The organism is Paenibacillus sp. TY11, from assembly GCF_059772165.1.
The window spans coordinates 1-16,135 of record NZ_JCBAIQ010000030.1 but is presented as its reverse complement, the minus strand read 5'-3'; the positions used below and the strand labels follow the sequence as shown (position 1 = coordinate 16,135).

Here is a 16,135-nt window from a genome sequence, read left to right as displayed (position 1 = left end):
ATATGCATCAGGAGAACAATGAGCAAGAGTATTTCGCCACACTGAAGGAGCGCGCGGCGCAACTGGATGGACAACAACAGGAGTTGGCTCAGTATGTTGTGGAACTGAGTAAGCTTCATTACATACACGAGGAAGAGGAGCCTTTTAACGAATGCCAGCGCATATTGAAAGCAATGGCAGAAGAAAGCGGAGAGCCACTGTTCAAGCCACTGGCAGAGGTGATGCGTCAGTTAGTGGGACAAACGACAGGTGATGTGTTTGCTTATATAACGGATCATGTGACTGAATATCCGTACAGCAAAGGGTATGAACGTAAACCGTTTCGTACTTCGGATATCACAACTCATACTACGCGGATTTATGAAAGAATGGTGCAGCTGATCCGAATGGACTGCCTCGGCTTCTCAATGATCGATTATCTTACGAAAAAGGAATATGAACAGGGCAGGGATTATCGGATTCAAGAGACGATTAGTCATCGGATTGCCTATGAGCTGGACAAGGGTAATTTGCAGGTGTTGGAGGCGTTAAAAGCTATTATTTATGGGGATAATCAGGCGGCGTTACTTACACGCTGCATGATTAAAGGAATGCTCTTAAGCCATCAGGAGGAGAATTATCACATGATCGGCGAGCTTTTGGCAGCTGCCAAGCTTCAGGAGGGATTGCGTCAAAGCATCGTGGAACAAATGGATGAAGGGACTCCCGAGGCTCTTGTATATCTGTTGAAGGTGATCATCGACCAAGGCTTCATTCGTTACAGCTCGGTAGTGCGGGCGCTTGCAGTATGGACGGGCATGGGGCTGGAGTCCGCCAATCAGCGGGTCGTTCGTCAACTGATCGAACAGGCATATGAAGCATTGACCCATAGTGAACTGCGCCAAGAATGGCTGACCAGTGCAAATGCCAATGAAGTATATATGAGTTTGTGGGCTACGGCAGTACATGAGGAACGTGATTTGTATGGACAGGTTCGGAAACTCATGGAGCAAGGAGCACCTTACCAGAAGATCGTAGCACTTTATGTACTGTCTAACAGTGAAAACAAGGATGTGCGCCTCGGAATTGCGAGAGAATATCTGGATGAAACGGACCCGGAGCTTCAATATTGGATACTGACGAACTATACAAGCAATTATTTTTATGAATGGGTAGAAGGCGGGACGGTCGCGGATCGGATCGTTAAAGTGGTGCGCACTCCTTTGCTGGCAAGCAAAGAGGAGAGGCGTAAGGATTTTGAACGACTTCATAACCTGTTTGTACATATGAAAAAGGGTGAGTCCACCGAGCCCTCCAAGGTGCTGGATTTTGTAAATCTCTATCATCGCTCAGATGCACCTATTCAAAAAATGCTGTATCTCGCTGGTTATGATATGGACGCTTCCTGGATTGGGGAAATCGTAGCCTTAAAGGAGCAGATTAGCCCTAATCTGCGTGGCGAGCTGTTGAACCATTTTGTGCAAAACCCTGAGGATACGGTACAACGTGATTTTATTTTTTCCAGCTTGTCCGACAAAAGTATGAGCATCCGTGAGTTCGCCGTGGCCAAGGTGCGTAAGCTGACGCTGACGGAACCAGAAATGCAACAAATGGAGGCCTTATTAAAGCTCAAGACGGGCTCGTTGCGACAAAGTGTCATTGGTGTGTTGCTCTCACAATCGGAGGAGCCGCTCGCTGGCTCATTGGAACGCTTGCTTCGTGCTAAGGCGGAACTGCAACGATTGGGTGGATTGGAAATATTAACGAAGATATATGCAGACCCAGATCGTGCCGAACAGTATGAGAGCCTTCGGTCTTTGGCGGATATCATTCAGCAACCGACGGCTAAGGAAGAACAGATGTTGTCCAAGCTGGGACAGGAGGAAGCTTATACTGGGGCTAACGGTTTTGGTTTGTACGAGCCCAATGCCAAGGAGGCTTGGTTGGAGAAGCAGCCTGATCTGAGTGATTTCCAGTTGAGCGATGTTTTTGTTGGTTCATTGGAGAAAATGAAGCGATTCCTGAGTGGATTGGATGAGCTTGTCCACCAGCATCGTGATGTAGAATATACTGCTGAGTATTATTCGGGTTACAAAGAAACGTTGCTAGTCGGCGCTAACTTTCGTACCGTACGGATGGTCCAGCCTAATGAAGAAGCAACTTCCCTGTTGTCTTTATATCCTCTTCACGAGGAATGGAGTTGTTATTTGCAGGAGAGTGACATGGAAGCGAGTGAACTGCTAGAGCTTGTTGTGTATGACCGATTGGTTTCTATGGATAAGACCCTAGATCGTTACTACAGTTTTTTCTCCCATAATATGAACTACTCAGAATTGAGCAAGCACAAGCTGCTAGAAGGATGGCGTAAAGACTTCGCTGAACAAATGTATCCTTTAGAACGAATTGAGGAGATTAAGCAATGGATAACAGAGCTGACGTATGCCGATCAGGTAAGCACACTGATTAACGCTTATTTCCTGGACACTCCTGGCGAGAAAACCTTTGATACCATTGACCGATCATTGAATACACTGATGCAAGCTATGCCAAAGGACAGACCTGCTGAGGACATGGGAATGCTAGACCTGCTATCTAGACCGTGGGTAGAACTGGAGAAGGGGCGTGTACATGATGATGAGTCCTTTAAACGCTTTTTCCATACCTTTGTGAACTACGAAGAACTGTCAGGTTCACAAAATCGTTTTTATTCACCGTTGGATCTGGAGGATTATTTCAAAGCATATGAAAAAGGGTTGATCAGTGTAGGGGAAGTGTATCGGGAACTGCTGGTTGGTAGTGAAAGCAGAAGACATATGAGTTCCTTAACAAATGCTCGCAATACATGGATTGCCAGCACGCCGGAATTTTTGGAGATACGTCGTACGGTTATTGACCGAGTGTTGGAGGTTGAATTGGTTCGAGGTGATTTGCCTACTGAGGCTACGCCAAAGGTTATGGGATTGAGCCGGATTGAAGGTATGGATTATTTTATCCGTATTCTGGAGGGTCTCGACAAGGAAACGTTCGTGCGTGGTTATGTGTACGGCTACGGTGATCGTATTACCAAAAAGGAATCGTTCAGCCACTTGCTCAAGGTATGTTATCCGAGTGATGGCGAGGATGCTACGTTGCTCAAGGAAAAGCTGAAAAACACTAAAATTACAGATAAACGTCTGCTGGAGGCGGCAATGTATGCTCCACAGTGGATTGAGATTGTAGCGGATTATCTCGGGTGGAAAGGGCTTCGCAGTGCGGCATGGTACTTCCATGCGCATATCAATGAAGGTTTTTCGGCCGAGAAGGAAACGATTGTAGCTCATTATTCGCCGATTGCTCCGCAAGATTTTAATGATGGTGCCTTCGATATTCACTGGTTTCATGAGGCCTATGAGACGTTGGGCGAGGAACGATTTAATCTGCTGTACGATTGTGCCAAGTATATTTCGGCCGGGGCCAATCATCGCCGATCCCAGTTATTTGCGGATGCGACGCTGGGTAAGCTGAAACGGAGTGAAATGGAAAAATCGGTGGAAGACAAGCGAAACAAAGACCATTTGCTGACCTACAGTCTGATTCCACTTGCAGGGCCGCCTGAATCAGATGTACGGGAACGCTATGATTTCATCCAGAGGTTTCTGGAACAAAGCAAAAAATTCGGGGCACAGCGTAAAGCCAGTGAGGCTCTGGTTTCACGGATTGCTCTCGGGAATTTGGCACGTAACGCAGGTTATGATGACGTAACCCGTCTCGTCTGGGACATGGAAGCTCGTAAGCTGGATGATCTCCGGTCTTATTTTGAGCCACATGCTTTGGAAGAGGCTACAACAGTACAGCTCGTCATTGATGATGAAGGAGCGGCAGATATTGAAATTGTCAGCAAAGGGAAGAAGCTGAAATCCATTCCGGCTCGTTTCAAGAAGGATGAGTATGTTACGTCGCTGAAGGAGCTTAAAGGAGATCTAGTGGATCAGTACCGCAGAGCTCGCAAAGAATTGGAACGCTCTATGGAGTCTGGTACGACCTTTATGGTGAAGGAATTGAGAGGACTGCTGGGTAATCCTGTGCTTGCTCCGTTGGTGCGGACACTGGTTTTCAAGGCTGATGATCACCTCGGATATTTTAATGAGGAAACGTTAGCGTTGACTGCCCTTTCTGCTGAACAGCATACTATAGAAGAAGAGGACAAGCTGATTATCGCTCACCCACTTCATTTGTACGAAAGTGGTCGTTGGAGCGACTTCCAGAAGGATTTATTCGACCGCCAGATACGCCAGCCATTTAAGCAGGTGTTCCGTGAGCTGTACCTGCCGAATGCAGATGAACGTGCAAACGCGACAGTTTCTCGTCGATATGCGGGACACCAGGTACAGCCGAATAAAACGGTATCCCTACTAAAAGGTCGACAATGGACGGTCAGCTATGAGGACGGACTGCAAAAGGTATACTATGCTGAGAATCTGATTGCGAACCTGTATGCAATGGCGGACTGGTTCTCACCAGCGGATACCGAGGCTCCTACGCTGGAGACAGTGCAGTTCTTTGATCGGACAACGTACAAGAGCGTGCCGTTGGACAAAGTCCCTCCTGTTCTGTTCTCCGAAGTTATGAGGGACGTGGATCTGGTTGTCAGTGTTGCTCATGTAGGCGGCGTTGATCCAGAGGCTAGTCTTACGACCATTGAAATGCGTAGGGTCATTGTGCAGGAATCACTTCGCTTGCTGAAAATTAGCAATGTACGCTTGGATGGCAATTATGCACGTGTAGATGGGACTCTTGGCGAATATGCTGTGCATCTGGGAAGCGGGGGTGTCTACAAGCAAGCGAAGGGAGCACTGCATATTATTCCGGTGCATTCCCAGCATCGTGGACGTATCTTCCTGCCGTTTCTGGACGAAGACCCAAGAACAGCGGAGATTCTATCCAAAATTGTGTTGTTGGCCGAGGATCAGAAGATCAAGGACCCGCAAATTCTTACACAGCTTCAAGCGTAGAATAGAATTCTGATATATAGAGATTCAACATTAACTCAACGTTCGCACCTAGACAATGGTTTCAAATCCTCTACTGTGTAGGTGGAAACATAGTTTAGTTGCGGAGGTTGAGTTATTTAATATTGAGCGTGTATCAAGCGCGAATAAGGAGATATGGGTAATATTTTAGGTTCTGTGGTTTGATGGGAATCTAACAGTATAACAATTGACGTTAATAGGAGAACACAACGATGTTTAATAGTATCTTTCTAAAAGAGTACTCAACCGAGTATCAATCACAAGTTATCGATTTAATTTTGCATATTCAAAAAAATGAATATAATATCGCCATAACCAAAGAAGAGCAGCCAGATCTGCTTGATATTGAAAACTTTTATCAGCGTGGTAACGGCAACTTCTGGGTAGCTCTTAGTGAAGGGACCGTAGTAGGGACTGTAGCTTTGTTAGATATTGGGAACCATAAGACAGCGCTCAGAAAGATGTTTGTAAAACAAAACTATAGAGGTAAAACAATCAATGTTTCGAATCAATTATTACATCATGCCATAGGATGGGCCAGGGAAAGGTCTGTTGAACAAATCTATCTTGGAACAACACTGCAATTCGTAGCAGCTCATCGTTTTTATGAGAAGAACGGCTTTGTTAGTATAGCTCTTGGTGAATTGCCGATTGGTTTTCCAGTTATGAAAGTGGATAAAAAGTTTTATAAATACGTTATTCAATAATGGGTATAAACGAAGATGCTGCTGGACCACAAAGGAAAGCGCCGTCAAGCAGGTGCTCCTTTTGTTTAGGACAGGGGTTTGCTAGAATAAAAGGGTATGTTGTAAGTCAACGTTAACCATATTGCTGGGAGGGACACAAGTATGAGCCAAAAGATTAAATGGGGAATTGTCGGCACAGGCTGGATCGCAGATCAATTTGTGACGGATTTGGCGCATGTTACGAATGGAGAAGGGTATGCCGTTGGATCACGCACTATTGAAAACGCTACCGAATTTGCGGCGAAGCATCAAATTTCACAGGCTTACGGAAGCTATGAGGAATTAGCACAAGATCCCGAAGTGGATGCTATTTACATAGGGACTCCTCATCCTTATCATAAGGAAAATGTTCTGACAGCTCTTCGGGCGGGCAAAGCCGTCTTGTGTGAGAAACCCTTCACCGTCAATAGCAAAGAGCTGGAGGAACTGATCGGCTTTGCGCGTGAGCGTAAGCTATTTCTGATGGAAGCAATGTGGACACGTTTTTTGCCTCCGATTCGCCAAGTGCGGGAGTGGATACATGCGGGACGCATTGGTGAGGTAAAGCTGGTTAAGGCGGAATTTGGTTTTCGTGTAGATTGGAACCCGGAGGGGAGATTATTGAATCCCGATCTGGGCGGAGGTGCTTTATTAGATACAGGAATTTATCCGGTTTCTTTTGCTTCGATGATCTTCGGCCCTGAACCTGAGCATGTATGGAGTACCGCTCATATCGGGGAAACGGGCGTTGACGAGACATTTTCTATCTTGCTGGATTATGGAAAAGGGCGCACGGCTATGCTTAACGGGGCTGTTCGTCTCGGATTGACGAATGAAGCATATATCCATGGAACAAAGGGTCATATCCACATTCCGTCATTCTTGAATAGTACATCGGCTACTTTAGTTGTGGACGGTGAAGAGACACAAAACTTTCAGGATGACCGATCCTCTACGGGCTATGCCTTTGAAGCAGAAGAAGTCGGACGTTGCTTGAGCGAAGGTTTGCTCGAAAGTTCCACTATTTCTTTGGATGAATCATTAGGAATTATGAAACTGATGGATCAGATTCGTTCACAGTGGGGACTTCGATATCCGTTTGAATAATCACATTAATTCCAGGGACCTTTCAGGTTCTCTGGAATTTTTTTGCTTTTTATCGTTGTAATTTCATACATAAGTATTTCCAATTTCAAAATAGCGACTTTGGTCACACGTTAGGAAACGCCATATGAGCATGTCAAAGAGTGGGTCATATGAATCATTTTTAGCGATTTGAATTAGTTAAAAAACCGTCATTAAAAAGTTACAAAAGTGTAATTTTATTATCGGTTAACTGAATTGTTAGCGCTCTCTTTTTATGAAAACGAATGAAGGTCCTAGTGCTGTATTTCCAAAAACTTTCAATGAAATTTTCGAAAATGTGCGGTAGGGTGGTAAACGTGTCACTTGAGCCATTGCGGCTTTTGCTGACTTGCTTGCTTATCCCGTGGCTCTTGTTTCTTGTCGGAGCTCGCAGGATCGAGAGCCTTTGCAAGCCTGTGAAAGTGAATAGGCGCATTCACTTCATGACCAAATATCAAGGAGGAATTACAAACGTGAAAGTGAAATCAACATGGTTATTCCGCATGGTGATGATGACAGTTATCGCGGCTGTTGTGATCGGACCGATGAATATTGCAGGAGCGGCAGGAAGCCAGGCAGATCGGCCCTGGATGAACACGTCCCTCTCGGCAGAGAAACGGACGGCTCTGCTGTTACAGGAAATGACGCTGGAAGAAAAAATAGATTTGGTGACTGGTAAGGTCAACAATTATTATGGATTTTATAATAATTCGATGGAGCGTCTGGGTATCCCGGCGTTGACGATGGCAGACGGCCCTGCGGGTGTGCGTATTGCCAATCCAGATGTACAGGACAAGCAATCGACTGCACTGCCTGCTCCAATTGCGCTGGCTGCAACGTGGGATACTCAAGCTGCCAAACAGTACGGTGATCTGATCGGAGACGAGGCTTATAATACAACTCATAATGTTGCGCTTGGACCGGGGATGGATATTGCCCGTATTCCATGGGGATCGCGAAACTTTGAATCTATGGGTGAGGACCCGCTACTGCAATCGCAAATGGCGACCGCTTATGTCAAAGGCATACAAAGCCACCCTGTTTTGGCGACTGCAAAACATTACCTTATGAATAATCAGGAAACGGAGCGCTTCACGACGAACGTCAAAGTCAGTGACCGTGCGTTGCATGAGATTTACATACGCCCGTTTCAAGAAGTCATCGCCAAGGCTGATTTGGGAGGGGCAATGTGCTCCTTTAACAAGGTCAACGGCGAGTCTGCTTGTGAGAACAAAACTCTTTTGACGGACCTATTGAAGAAGGAACTGCAATTCAAAGGCTTCGTGATGAGTGATTACGGTGCGAACCTGAGTACAGTCGAATCGGCCAATAGCGGATTGGATCTGGAAACACCGGGGACACCTTATGGTAAATGGGGAGATCAGCTGCTGGCTGCTGTCAAGAATGGCAAGGTAAGTGAAAAAACGATTGATGATAAGGCTGGGCGCATTCTCGTGCAAATGTTCAGCAAAGGGTTGTTTGATCACCCGGCTCAAAATAATCAAATTGATGCCCGTGACCATGGCAAGACAGCCCGTCAATTGGCTGAGGAAAGTATGGTGCTGCTTCAGAATAAAAATAACGCATTACCGTTGTCTAAAGATAAACTCAAATCCATTGCTGTGATTGGCCCTGATGCAGATAACGGCACTGTGGCAGGCGGAGGCAGCTCGTTGGTGAATCCGACATATACCGTGAGTCCTTTAGAAGGCATCCGTAATCGTGTCGGCAAAGGAGTTACCGTCCAGTACGCACCGGGCACAGACCCGATCTCTGCAGGAGACATTATGCCAGGCCCATCGGCTGTTCCATCTTCACTGTTGACTACATCCGATCAGAAAGAGGATATCAGTGTTGGATATGCTACTTATGGAGATGGCGAACAGGGACTGCGAGGCGAATACTGGAAGAATAACAAGATGGAAGGCAATCCGATTCTTGTGCGCAATGATGATCAAGTCAATATGAACCTTGGATTTTATAATTATCAGGGCTTCAATGCGAAGTCCCCTAAAGTTCCAAATACACCAACGACATTGAACGGCTTGATATCTGCACGTTGGACAGGGGCAATTGCAGCTCCCAAGGATGGTGACTATGCATTGTCATTGACCAGTTTGGGATCAAGCAAGCTGTATCTCGACGATAAGCTATTCGTGGATAATCAAGGTGAAAAGCTGGGCACTACGAAGAAAAGCATCTCCCTTAAAGCGGGTGAAAAGCACAAGATACGTATTGAATACCGTGCCGATTATCCGACAAATGGCCGTGATTCCGGTGGTATGGTTCGTCTGGGGTGGGAGCCTCCGGCAGATACGTCAGACAAGCTGATTGACAATGCTGTGAAGTTGGCGAAAAAGTCGGATGTTGCGATTGTTGTCACGCGTACGTATGAGAGCGAAGGATATGTTGAGCGTTCCGATATGGAGCTGCCGAACAATCAGGATCGTCTGATCCGTGCGGTTGCCGCCGCAAACCCGAAAACCATTGTCGTACAAATGAGCGGCAGAGCCGTGCAAATGGATACCTGGCAGGACAAAGTTCCTGCCATCGTACAGGCATGGTTTGCTGGTCAAGAGCAAGGGAATGCCATAGCGCGCGTCCTGTTTGGGGATGTGAATCCTTCTGGCAAGTTACCGGTAACCTTCCCGGTTAACGAGCAGTCTACACCCGTATCCTCACCAGAGAAGTTTCCGGGTGTGAACGGTATAGGTGACTACTCGGACGGTATTTTTGTAGGATACCGTGGGTATGAGAAATCGGGTATTCAACCGGCGTTCTCCTTTGGACACGGTTTATCCTATACGACATTCGGATATAGCGATCTGAAAACAAAACAGCATGCGAGTGGAAAGAAATCTGATCGTACGAGTTCCGTCGAGGTTTCGCTTAAATTGAAAAACACTGGCAAAACAGCCGGAGCTGAGGTTGTGCAGGTGTACAGCGGTAAGCTTCCGACAAACGTAGAGACCCCATCCCGTCAATTGGCAGGCTGGTCCAAGGTAGAGTTAAAGCCAAGCCAAGAGAAGAAGGTTCGCATTGAGCTCGACCCGAAAGCTTTCTCTTATTGGGATGAAAAGTCCAAAGCGTGGGTTATGCCGTCTGGAGAAGTGCCAATTTATGTAGGCAGTTCCTCTCAGGATATGCGACTGACAGGAAGTATTACGATTCCGGCAACCTCTACAGAAAAGGCAAAAAAGTAATCCCGTTACATTTGTTTTAAAGTGGTTATATTCAAGAGAGCGCGGGCATAAGCACCGGCTCTCTTTTTGCTATAGGTAGGTAACGTCCAATGGGTATGCAAAGGGAAACCCAAGTGAAAGCTAAAATAGTAGGAAGGATGAGGCAGACTGATTATGGGGAGAGGAGGATATTAGATGAAGAAACTCCAAAAGCAACGACGTTCTAACATCTGGCTGTTTATAGCTGTTGCAGTCATTTTGATCTGTGCTGTCCTGTTCAGTATGGCTATGCAGAATGGTCCGAACATGGAAGTCGAGAATGATGTCAGCATGTGGCTAACAACACCGGACCCGGCGAATCGCCTAACGCAACAAGCTCCAATCCATTGGAGAAATGACGACAGTAAAGAAAATGCAGCGAATTCGGATACACTGACGGTGGAGATTAAGCCGGATATTCGTTACCAGACGATGGAGGGATTTGGCGCAGCGGTGTCCGGTTCGTCCGCTTACCTGATGAGTCACGGCATGTCTGCGGATCAGCGTGATCAGTTGCTAAATGATTTGTTTACCGCCAGTGGCATTCAACTGAGTTATATTCGCCATACCATTGGGGCATCAGATTATTCCGTAGATGAACAGGGACAGCCTGGCAGCTATACCTATGACGATGTGGCAACAGGCAAGGACTATGAGCTAAACCATTTCTCCATTGCCAAGGATCGCGATGTGATCGATGTGCTGAAGCAAATCTTAAGAAGAAACCAGGATTTAAGGATTATGGGGACTCCATGGACTGCTCCGCCCTGGATGAAATATGGGGAGCAAATTTATAATGGCTGGTATTTGGACTATAATGATCCACGCGTTTATTCGGCGTATGCTGACTATTTTGTTCGTTATATACAGGCTTATGCGAACGAGGGGATCCCGATTCAGGCGATTTCCATTCAAAATGAACCAGAATTCACTACGTCCAAGTATCCCAGCATGAGTATGGGGGCAGCCGAACAGGCGAATTTTATTAAACAATATCTGGGCCCTGCCTTAAGTCGAAACCATTTGTCCACTCACATTATTGCCTTTGATCATAACTGGGATACAGGAAGCGAATATGCCAAGACTGTGTTGGGAGATGAACAGGCTCGAAACTATACGCACGGAACGGCCTTTCATTGCTACAAAGGAGAGCCGACTGCGATGACAGATGTGCATAATGCTTTTCCTGATAAGCCTGTATACATGACAGAATGTAGTGGGGGAGCGTGGAGTCCGGGCTTTGGAGATGATTTGAGCTGGGACATGTCCAAGCTGATCATTGGTGCACCCCGAAACTGGTCGCGAAATGTCCTCTTTTGGAATATTGCACTTGACCCGTCCGGCGGTCCGACCAATGGGGGGTGCACCAACTGTAGAGGTGTAGTTACCATCGACCCGTTAAGTGGTGCCGTTACTAAAAATGTGGAATACTATGCGATTGGGCACGCCAGCAAATTTGTCCGTCCAGGTGCGGTACGTATTGATTCTACACATTATAGTGGAAGTATCGAAACGGTCGCCTATCGTAACCCCGACGGTACGCTTGTCCTGATTGCCGCCAATACAGGAGAGAACACAAAGACATTTAAGGTTCGGCAGGGAAACAAGGTTTTCAAATCTACCCTTCCATCCAAGTCTGCGGCTACCTTTCAATGGGATCCTACGGCTTCCTGACACGGCCTGTACATCAGCAAGCATACGCCATAATCGGTATGCTTGACTAGACCTTTGCCCTTGTAGAACAGGCATTAATTAAATATAAAGGTGTAACCCGCCAACATATGGAGAGTTACACCTTTTTTGCATACTTACAAAATGTAATGAAGAGCGTTCATTTATAGTAGTGAGTGCAGTCACATAGATATATAGAAAAAGATGGCTATAATATATACATAGTTTAAATTTAGTCTTTTTGGGGCCGACGGTTCCAAACATCTCATTCACAAAGGAGAGGAATAGTTCTCATGAGTATACATTTAGAGTTGGATTCCTTGTCCGTTGAAAGGCTGGAAACGGCCCTTTCAGGGCGACCGGGAATGTTCAAGTTGTTTTATGACACGGAAGATTGCGGATGTAACGGCGTACTTGTCATCTTGGTTGTCACTACGCCGAATGCAACCGATAAAGTAGTTCAGTCTGTGCCCTATTCTTTTTGGGTAGATCGGCAGCAAGAGCAGCAGTTCGACAGCAAAATGCGACTTGAGGCAGACCCTAGTTACCCGTCGTTCAAACTAAGTAGCGATGCCGGTATATTTAGTAGCAATATTAGAATTCAAGATGTACGCGAATGAATGGAAAACTATTCTTAAACAGGGAGTGATACGGAATGAAAAAGAATAATCTTACCCAGTTTCAAGAATATCAGGAGAACAAATTCACCAAACGCATTATTCACAAGGAAACAGACAATGTAATTTTTCTGCTGAATTTTAGCCCAGGAGCCGAGCTGCCGACCCATAATCATCCGGGTGCTAACGTTTATATTTTGGTGCTTGATGGAAATGGGACTGTAACTACCAATGGGAAGGAAACGGCGGTGGTCCAAGGGGATATCATCCTTATCACCGGGGACGAGCGTTTTTCTTATCGCAACGGCGCAGATATCACGTCTAGTCTGTATGTTGTATTAACGAAAACACCAAGCGAAGATTATGCTCAAAATAGGTAATAGGGATTAATTAATCATCAATTCAGAATTAGCACCAGACTCCAAAAGACGAACCTTATCCATCCCAAATGGAAGAGGTTCGTCTTTTGCGATATATTCAATTCGTTCCTTCAAAAAACGAAGTGTTTAGTGGCCTGCTCTGAAGTGGTACAATAACCTTTATGATAATCCGAGAAGGACGTTGAGATGATGAAAAACTTGCTCGTTTCGGGCTATCGTGCCCATGAACTGAATATTTTCAGTCAGAAGCACGAAGGCATTCCATACATTAAAAAGGCGATTGCAGGCAGGCTTATTCCCCTGATCGAAGAAGGGCTGGAATGGGTGATTACCCCCGGCCAATACGGGGTGGATCTGTGGGCCTGTGAGGTCGTTATTGCACTAAAACAACAGCAATATCCCCACCTGAAATGCTCTATTATGATGGCTTATCAAAATATGGAGGAAAAATGGAAAGAGGACAAAAAGGAATATTTTCAGCAGATTTGTGATGAAGTTGACTATGTGGGAGTAGTCAGCCGCCAGCCTTATCAGGGAATATGGCAACTCAAGGCACGGGATGAACTGCTTTTTCGCAAAACAGATGGTTTATTACTTGTTTACGACGAGGATGCCGGAGAGGGCAGTCCACGTTTTATGAAGGAACTGGCATTAAAAAAACAACAGGTAGAAGGCTATCAGTATATCAGTATTAGCTCGGAGGATATCCAGAGCATAGCGGATGAAGAACGATTATTCATGGACCTCTGATTTTTAAAGCATTAGCCCGGATTTTTGAACAAAAAGGACGTATTCGTCCCTTTACATTAATGTAAGCGCTATCATAAAATTTAAACAACAATAACTTATCAGTCAGATAAAATAAATTTATTGAAAATACAAACCAATGAAAGGAGCTAATGATTCAGATGAACAAAAGGTTTCGGTATACTGCGTTGCTCTGTCTCGGTGTAATGTTGTGTGGAGTGGTCACCCCGATGGATAGCCAGATCTCTGCTGCCTCTGCGAGGCAAATGGAAAAGCTGAACCGGGGAGGCGTCGCAGTTAAGGTGCCAGAGGGTGTACTGGTGAGCTGGCGCTTGCTGGGCACGGAAGCAGATTCGGTCGGCTTTAATTTGTACAGAGGGACAAGCAAGGTGAACGATACGCCGATTACATTGAGAACCAACTTTTTGGACAAGGCAGGTACGACCTCATCTTCGTATACCGTTCGTGCCGTGGTCAATGGAGCAGAGCAGGCCGCTTCTCCTGCGGTGAAGGTATGGAACAACAACTATTTGGATGTTCCGATCCAGCAGCCCGCGGGAGGCACAACTCCGGATAATGTAAACTACACGTACCACGCCAATGATGCCAGCGTAGGGGATCTCGATGGAGATGGCGAGTATGAGATTGTGTTAAAATGGGACCCTTCCAATGCCAAGGATAATTCGCAATCCGGTTATACGGGAAATGTATTTTTGGATGGCTACGAGCTGGATGGAACACGCAAATGGCGTATCGACCTGGGACGGAACATTCGGGCTGGAGCCCACTACACGCAATTTCTCGTCTATGATTTTGATGGAGACGGCAAAGCAGAGATCGTATGTAAAACAGCAGACGGCACGGTAGATGGTACAGGTGTAAAGATTGGCGACGCTTCGGCTGATCATCGCAACGCGAATGGGTATATTTTGGACGGCCCCGAGTTTCTGACCGTGTTCTCAGGTAATACAGGTAAGGCCCTCAGCACGATTGACTATGTGCCGCCGCGCGGAACGGTATCCAGCTGGGGAGATAATTATGGTAACCGTGTAGATCGTTTTCTTGCCGGGGTTGCTTATCTGGATGGCGTGAGGCCCAGCATTGTGATGGCACGTGGTTATTACACCCGCACGGTTTTGGTCGCATATGATTGGCGGAACGGTAACCTGAGCCGCCGCTGGACATTTGACAGCAACAGCTCCACCAATGCCGGGACGGCTGGACAGGGGAACCACAGTTTGAGTGTGGCGGATGTGGATGGAGATGATAAGGATGAGATCGTGTATGGCTCGCTGGTTGTAGACGATAACGGAGCGAAGCTGGCTAACACGGGTATGGGACACGGAGATGCACTTCATGTTGGGGATCTGGACCCGGACCGTTCAGGTTATGAAGTCTTCAAGGTGAACGAAGACAAAAATGCCACCTATGGCGCTGCCATGTACGACCCGCGTAATGGAAACATTTTATGGGGCGTAAATACAGGTAAGGATACCGGAAGAGGCATGTCGGCAGACATTGACCCGCGGACCAAGGGGAACGAGCATTGGGCACCGGGCATTGGGCTACGTTCAGCCAAGGGACAGCTTATTACCAATACGCTACCGTCTTCCATTAATTTTGGCATCTGGTGGGATGGGGATCTCCTCCGTGAACTGCTGGATCATACTTCATCAAGCGCTGGAAAAATAGACAAGTGGAACTATACGAACTCGACTACTTCCAACTTGCTTACGGCAACAGGAACGAGTTCCAATAACGGAACCAAAGGAACGCCGTCCTTGCAGGCCGATCTGTTCGGTGACTGGCGGGAGGAAGTCATTTGGCGCAAAAGTGATAATTCGGCGCTGCGTATCTACACAACACCATACGAGTCAGAACACAGATTCTATACGCTTATGCATGATCCAGTGTACCGCCTGAGTGTAGCCTGGCAGAACGTAGCTTATAATCAGCCACCGCACACCGGGTTTTATCTGGGAGAAGGGATGTCCAAGCCCCAGAAGCCGAATATATATACTCCTTGATATGTAGTTCGATAGCTGGCTGAAATGAAACTCGAATGAACAAAAACAGAAAGGGCTCCGGGCTAATCGGAGCTCTTTTTGTCATGACAGCAAAAAAGATAACGTATTGATTTCCATAAATATGGGAACATTAGTTCTTATCGATGGAATATATGTATGAAAAAGGAGGCAGAATCTGTGAGTTCTTTAACGACTGAAGGTATGATTGAGCTCGTAACTAATGTCGGATTCCCTGCTGCATTAAGTCTGATTCTGTTAAAATACATCCTCGTCACCCTAAGTCGCAGATTGGAGCAGCTTGACCGATCTGTTAAGCAACTGTCACTATCCTTGGAAGAGATGGAGGCAAAGCGGGTGAAACAGTCAGAACAATCGTCCCCGGCAAATACGGACAAACTTCGTGCAGAATGAACAAAAAAAGGCAAATAGAAACAATTTAGCAACCTAATCGAGAAGCGAAATTCTTATAATAGAAACGTGTGCAGTTTATGCAGACATATGAATATGGGGGTGTATATTAGTATGAAAATAAATACGAAGCTATCCGCGCTATGCATTGCGGCCACACTTATGAGCGTGGCGCAGGCCGCCGCCGCCGCGCCCGCCGTGACCGCTCCAGCGGAAGCGACGCAAC

At 46.4% G+C, this 16,135-nt stretch carries 10 protein-coding genes; all 10 read left to right on the top strand.

Annotation, left to right across the window (positions count from 1 at the left end):
• Window positions 1–2 precede the first annotated feature (2 nt).
• Window positions 3–4,970 carry a DUF4132 domain-containing protein gene (locus AC6EJC_RS24175; RefSeq protein ID WP_444956121.1) on the top strand — a complete coding sequence of 1,656 codons (4,968 nt, stop codon included), beginning with the start codon at window positions 3–5 and terminating at the stop codon, window positions 4,968–4,970.
• 230 nt (window positions 4,971–5,200) lie between these two features.
• Complete coding sequence (locus AC6EJC_RS24170) at window positions 5,201–5,695, top strand: GNAT family N-acetyltransferase (RefSeq protein ID WP_444956120.1); 495 nt, start codon at window positions 5,201–5,203, stop codon at window positions 5,693–5,695.
• 141 nt (window positions 5,696–5,836) lie between these two features.
• The gene (locus AC6EJC_RS24165) at window positions 5,837–6,820 is read left to right on the top strand and encodes a Gfo/Idh/MocA family protein (RefSeq protein ID WP_444956119.1); all 984 of its coding nucleotides are present in this window, start codon (window positions 5,837–5,839) and stop codon (window positions 6,818–6,820) included.
• Window positions 6,821–7,311: 491 nt separating this feature from the next.
• Entirely contained in the window at window positions 7,312–10,041 is a 2,730-nt protein-coding gene (locus AC6EJC_RS24160; RefSeq protein ID WP_444956118.1) for a glycoside hydrolase family 3 C-terminal domain-containing protein, read from the top strand.
• A gap of 174 nt (window positions 10,042–10,215) precedes the next feature.
• A complete protein-coding gene (locus tag AC6EJC_RS24155; RefSeq protein WP_444956117.1) occupies window positions 10,216–11,733 on the top strand; it encodes a glycoside hydrolase family 30 protein in 1,518 nt (505 codons plus the stop codon).
• A 290-nt stretch (window positions 11,734–12,023) separates the two neighbouring features.
• Window positions 12,024–12,350 carry an iron-sulfur cluster biosynthesis family protein gene (locus tag AC6EJC_RS24150; protein WP_444956116.1) on the top strand — a complete coding sequence of 109 codons (327 nt, stop codon included), beginning with the start codon at window positions 12,024–12,026 and terminating at the stop codon, window positions 12,348–12,350.
• A gap of 35 nt (window positions 12,351–12,385) precedes the next feature.
• Window positions 12,386–12,727 carry a cupin domain-containing protein gene (locus tag AC6EJC_RS24145; protein ID WP_444956115.1) on the top strand — a complete coding sequence of 114 codons (342 nt, stop codon included), beginning with the start codon at window positions 12,386–12,388 and terminating at the stop codon, window positions 12,725–12,727.
• A 189-nt stretch (window positions 12,728–12,916) separates the two neighbouring features.
• Window positions 12,917–13,477 (top strand): SLOG family protein, encoded by a 561-nt coding sequence (locus tag AC6EJC_RS24140; protein WP_444956156.1) that lies wholly within the window; start codon window positions 12,917–12,919, stop codon window positions 13,475–13,477.
• 158 nt (window positions 13,478–13,635) lie between these two features.
• Window positions 13,636–15,501 carry a rhamnogalacturonan lyase gene (locus AC6EJC_RS24135; RefSeq protein WP_444956114.1) on the top strand — a complete coding sequence of 622 codons (1,866 nt, stop codon included), beginning with the start codon at window positions 13,636–13,638 and terminating at the stop codon, window positions 15,499–15,501.
• Between the two features lie 177 nt (window positions 15,502–15,678).
• Window positions 15,679–15,912: a hypothetical protein gene (locus AC6EJC_RS24130; protein ID WP_444956113.1), complete on the top strand. Its 234-nt coding sequence runs from the start codon at window positions 15,679–15,681 to the stop codon at window positions 15,910–15,912.
• Window positions 15,913–16,135 lie beyond the last annotated feature (223 nt).

Coding starts and splice junctions, on each gene's coding strand:
- AC6EJC_RS24175 (WP_444956121.1), top strand. CDS start 3: ATGCATCAGGAGAACAATGAGCAAGAGTATTTCGCCACACTGAAGGAG.
- AC6EJC_RS24170 (WP_444956120.1), top strand. CDS start 5,201: ATGTTTAATAGTATCTTTCTAAAAGAGTACTCAACCGAGTATCAATCA.
- AC6EJC_RS24165 (WP_444956119.1), top strand. CDS start 5,837: ATGAGCCAAAAGATTAAATGGGGAATTGTCGGCACAGGCTGGATCGCA.
- AC6EJC_RS24155 (WP_444956117.1), top strand. CDS start 10,216: ATGAAGAAACTCCAAAAGCAACGACGTTCTAACATCTGGCTGTTTATA.
- AC6EJC_RS24150 (WP_444956116.1), top strand. CDS start 12,024: ATGAGTATACATTTAGAGTTGGATTCCTTGTCCGTTGAAAGGCTGGAA.
- AC6EJC_RS24145 (WP_444956115.1), top strand. CDS start 12,386: ATGAAAAAGAATAATCTTACCCAGTTTCAAGAATATCAGGAGAACAAA.
- AC6EJC_RS24140 (WP_444956156.1), top strand. CDS start 12,917: ATGAAAAACTTGCTCGTTTCGGGCTATCGTGCCCATGAACTGAATATT.
- AC6EJC_RS24135 (WP_444956114.1), top strand. CDS start 13,636: ATGAACAAAAGGTTTCGGTATACTGCGTTGCTCTGTCTCGGTGTAATG.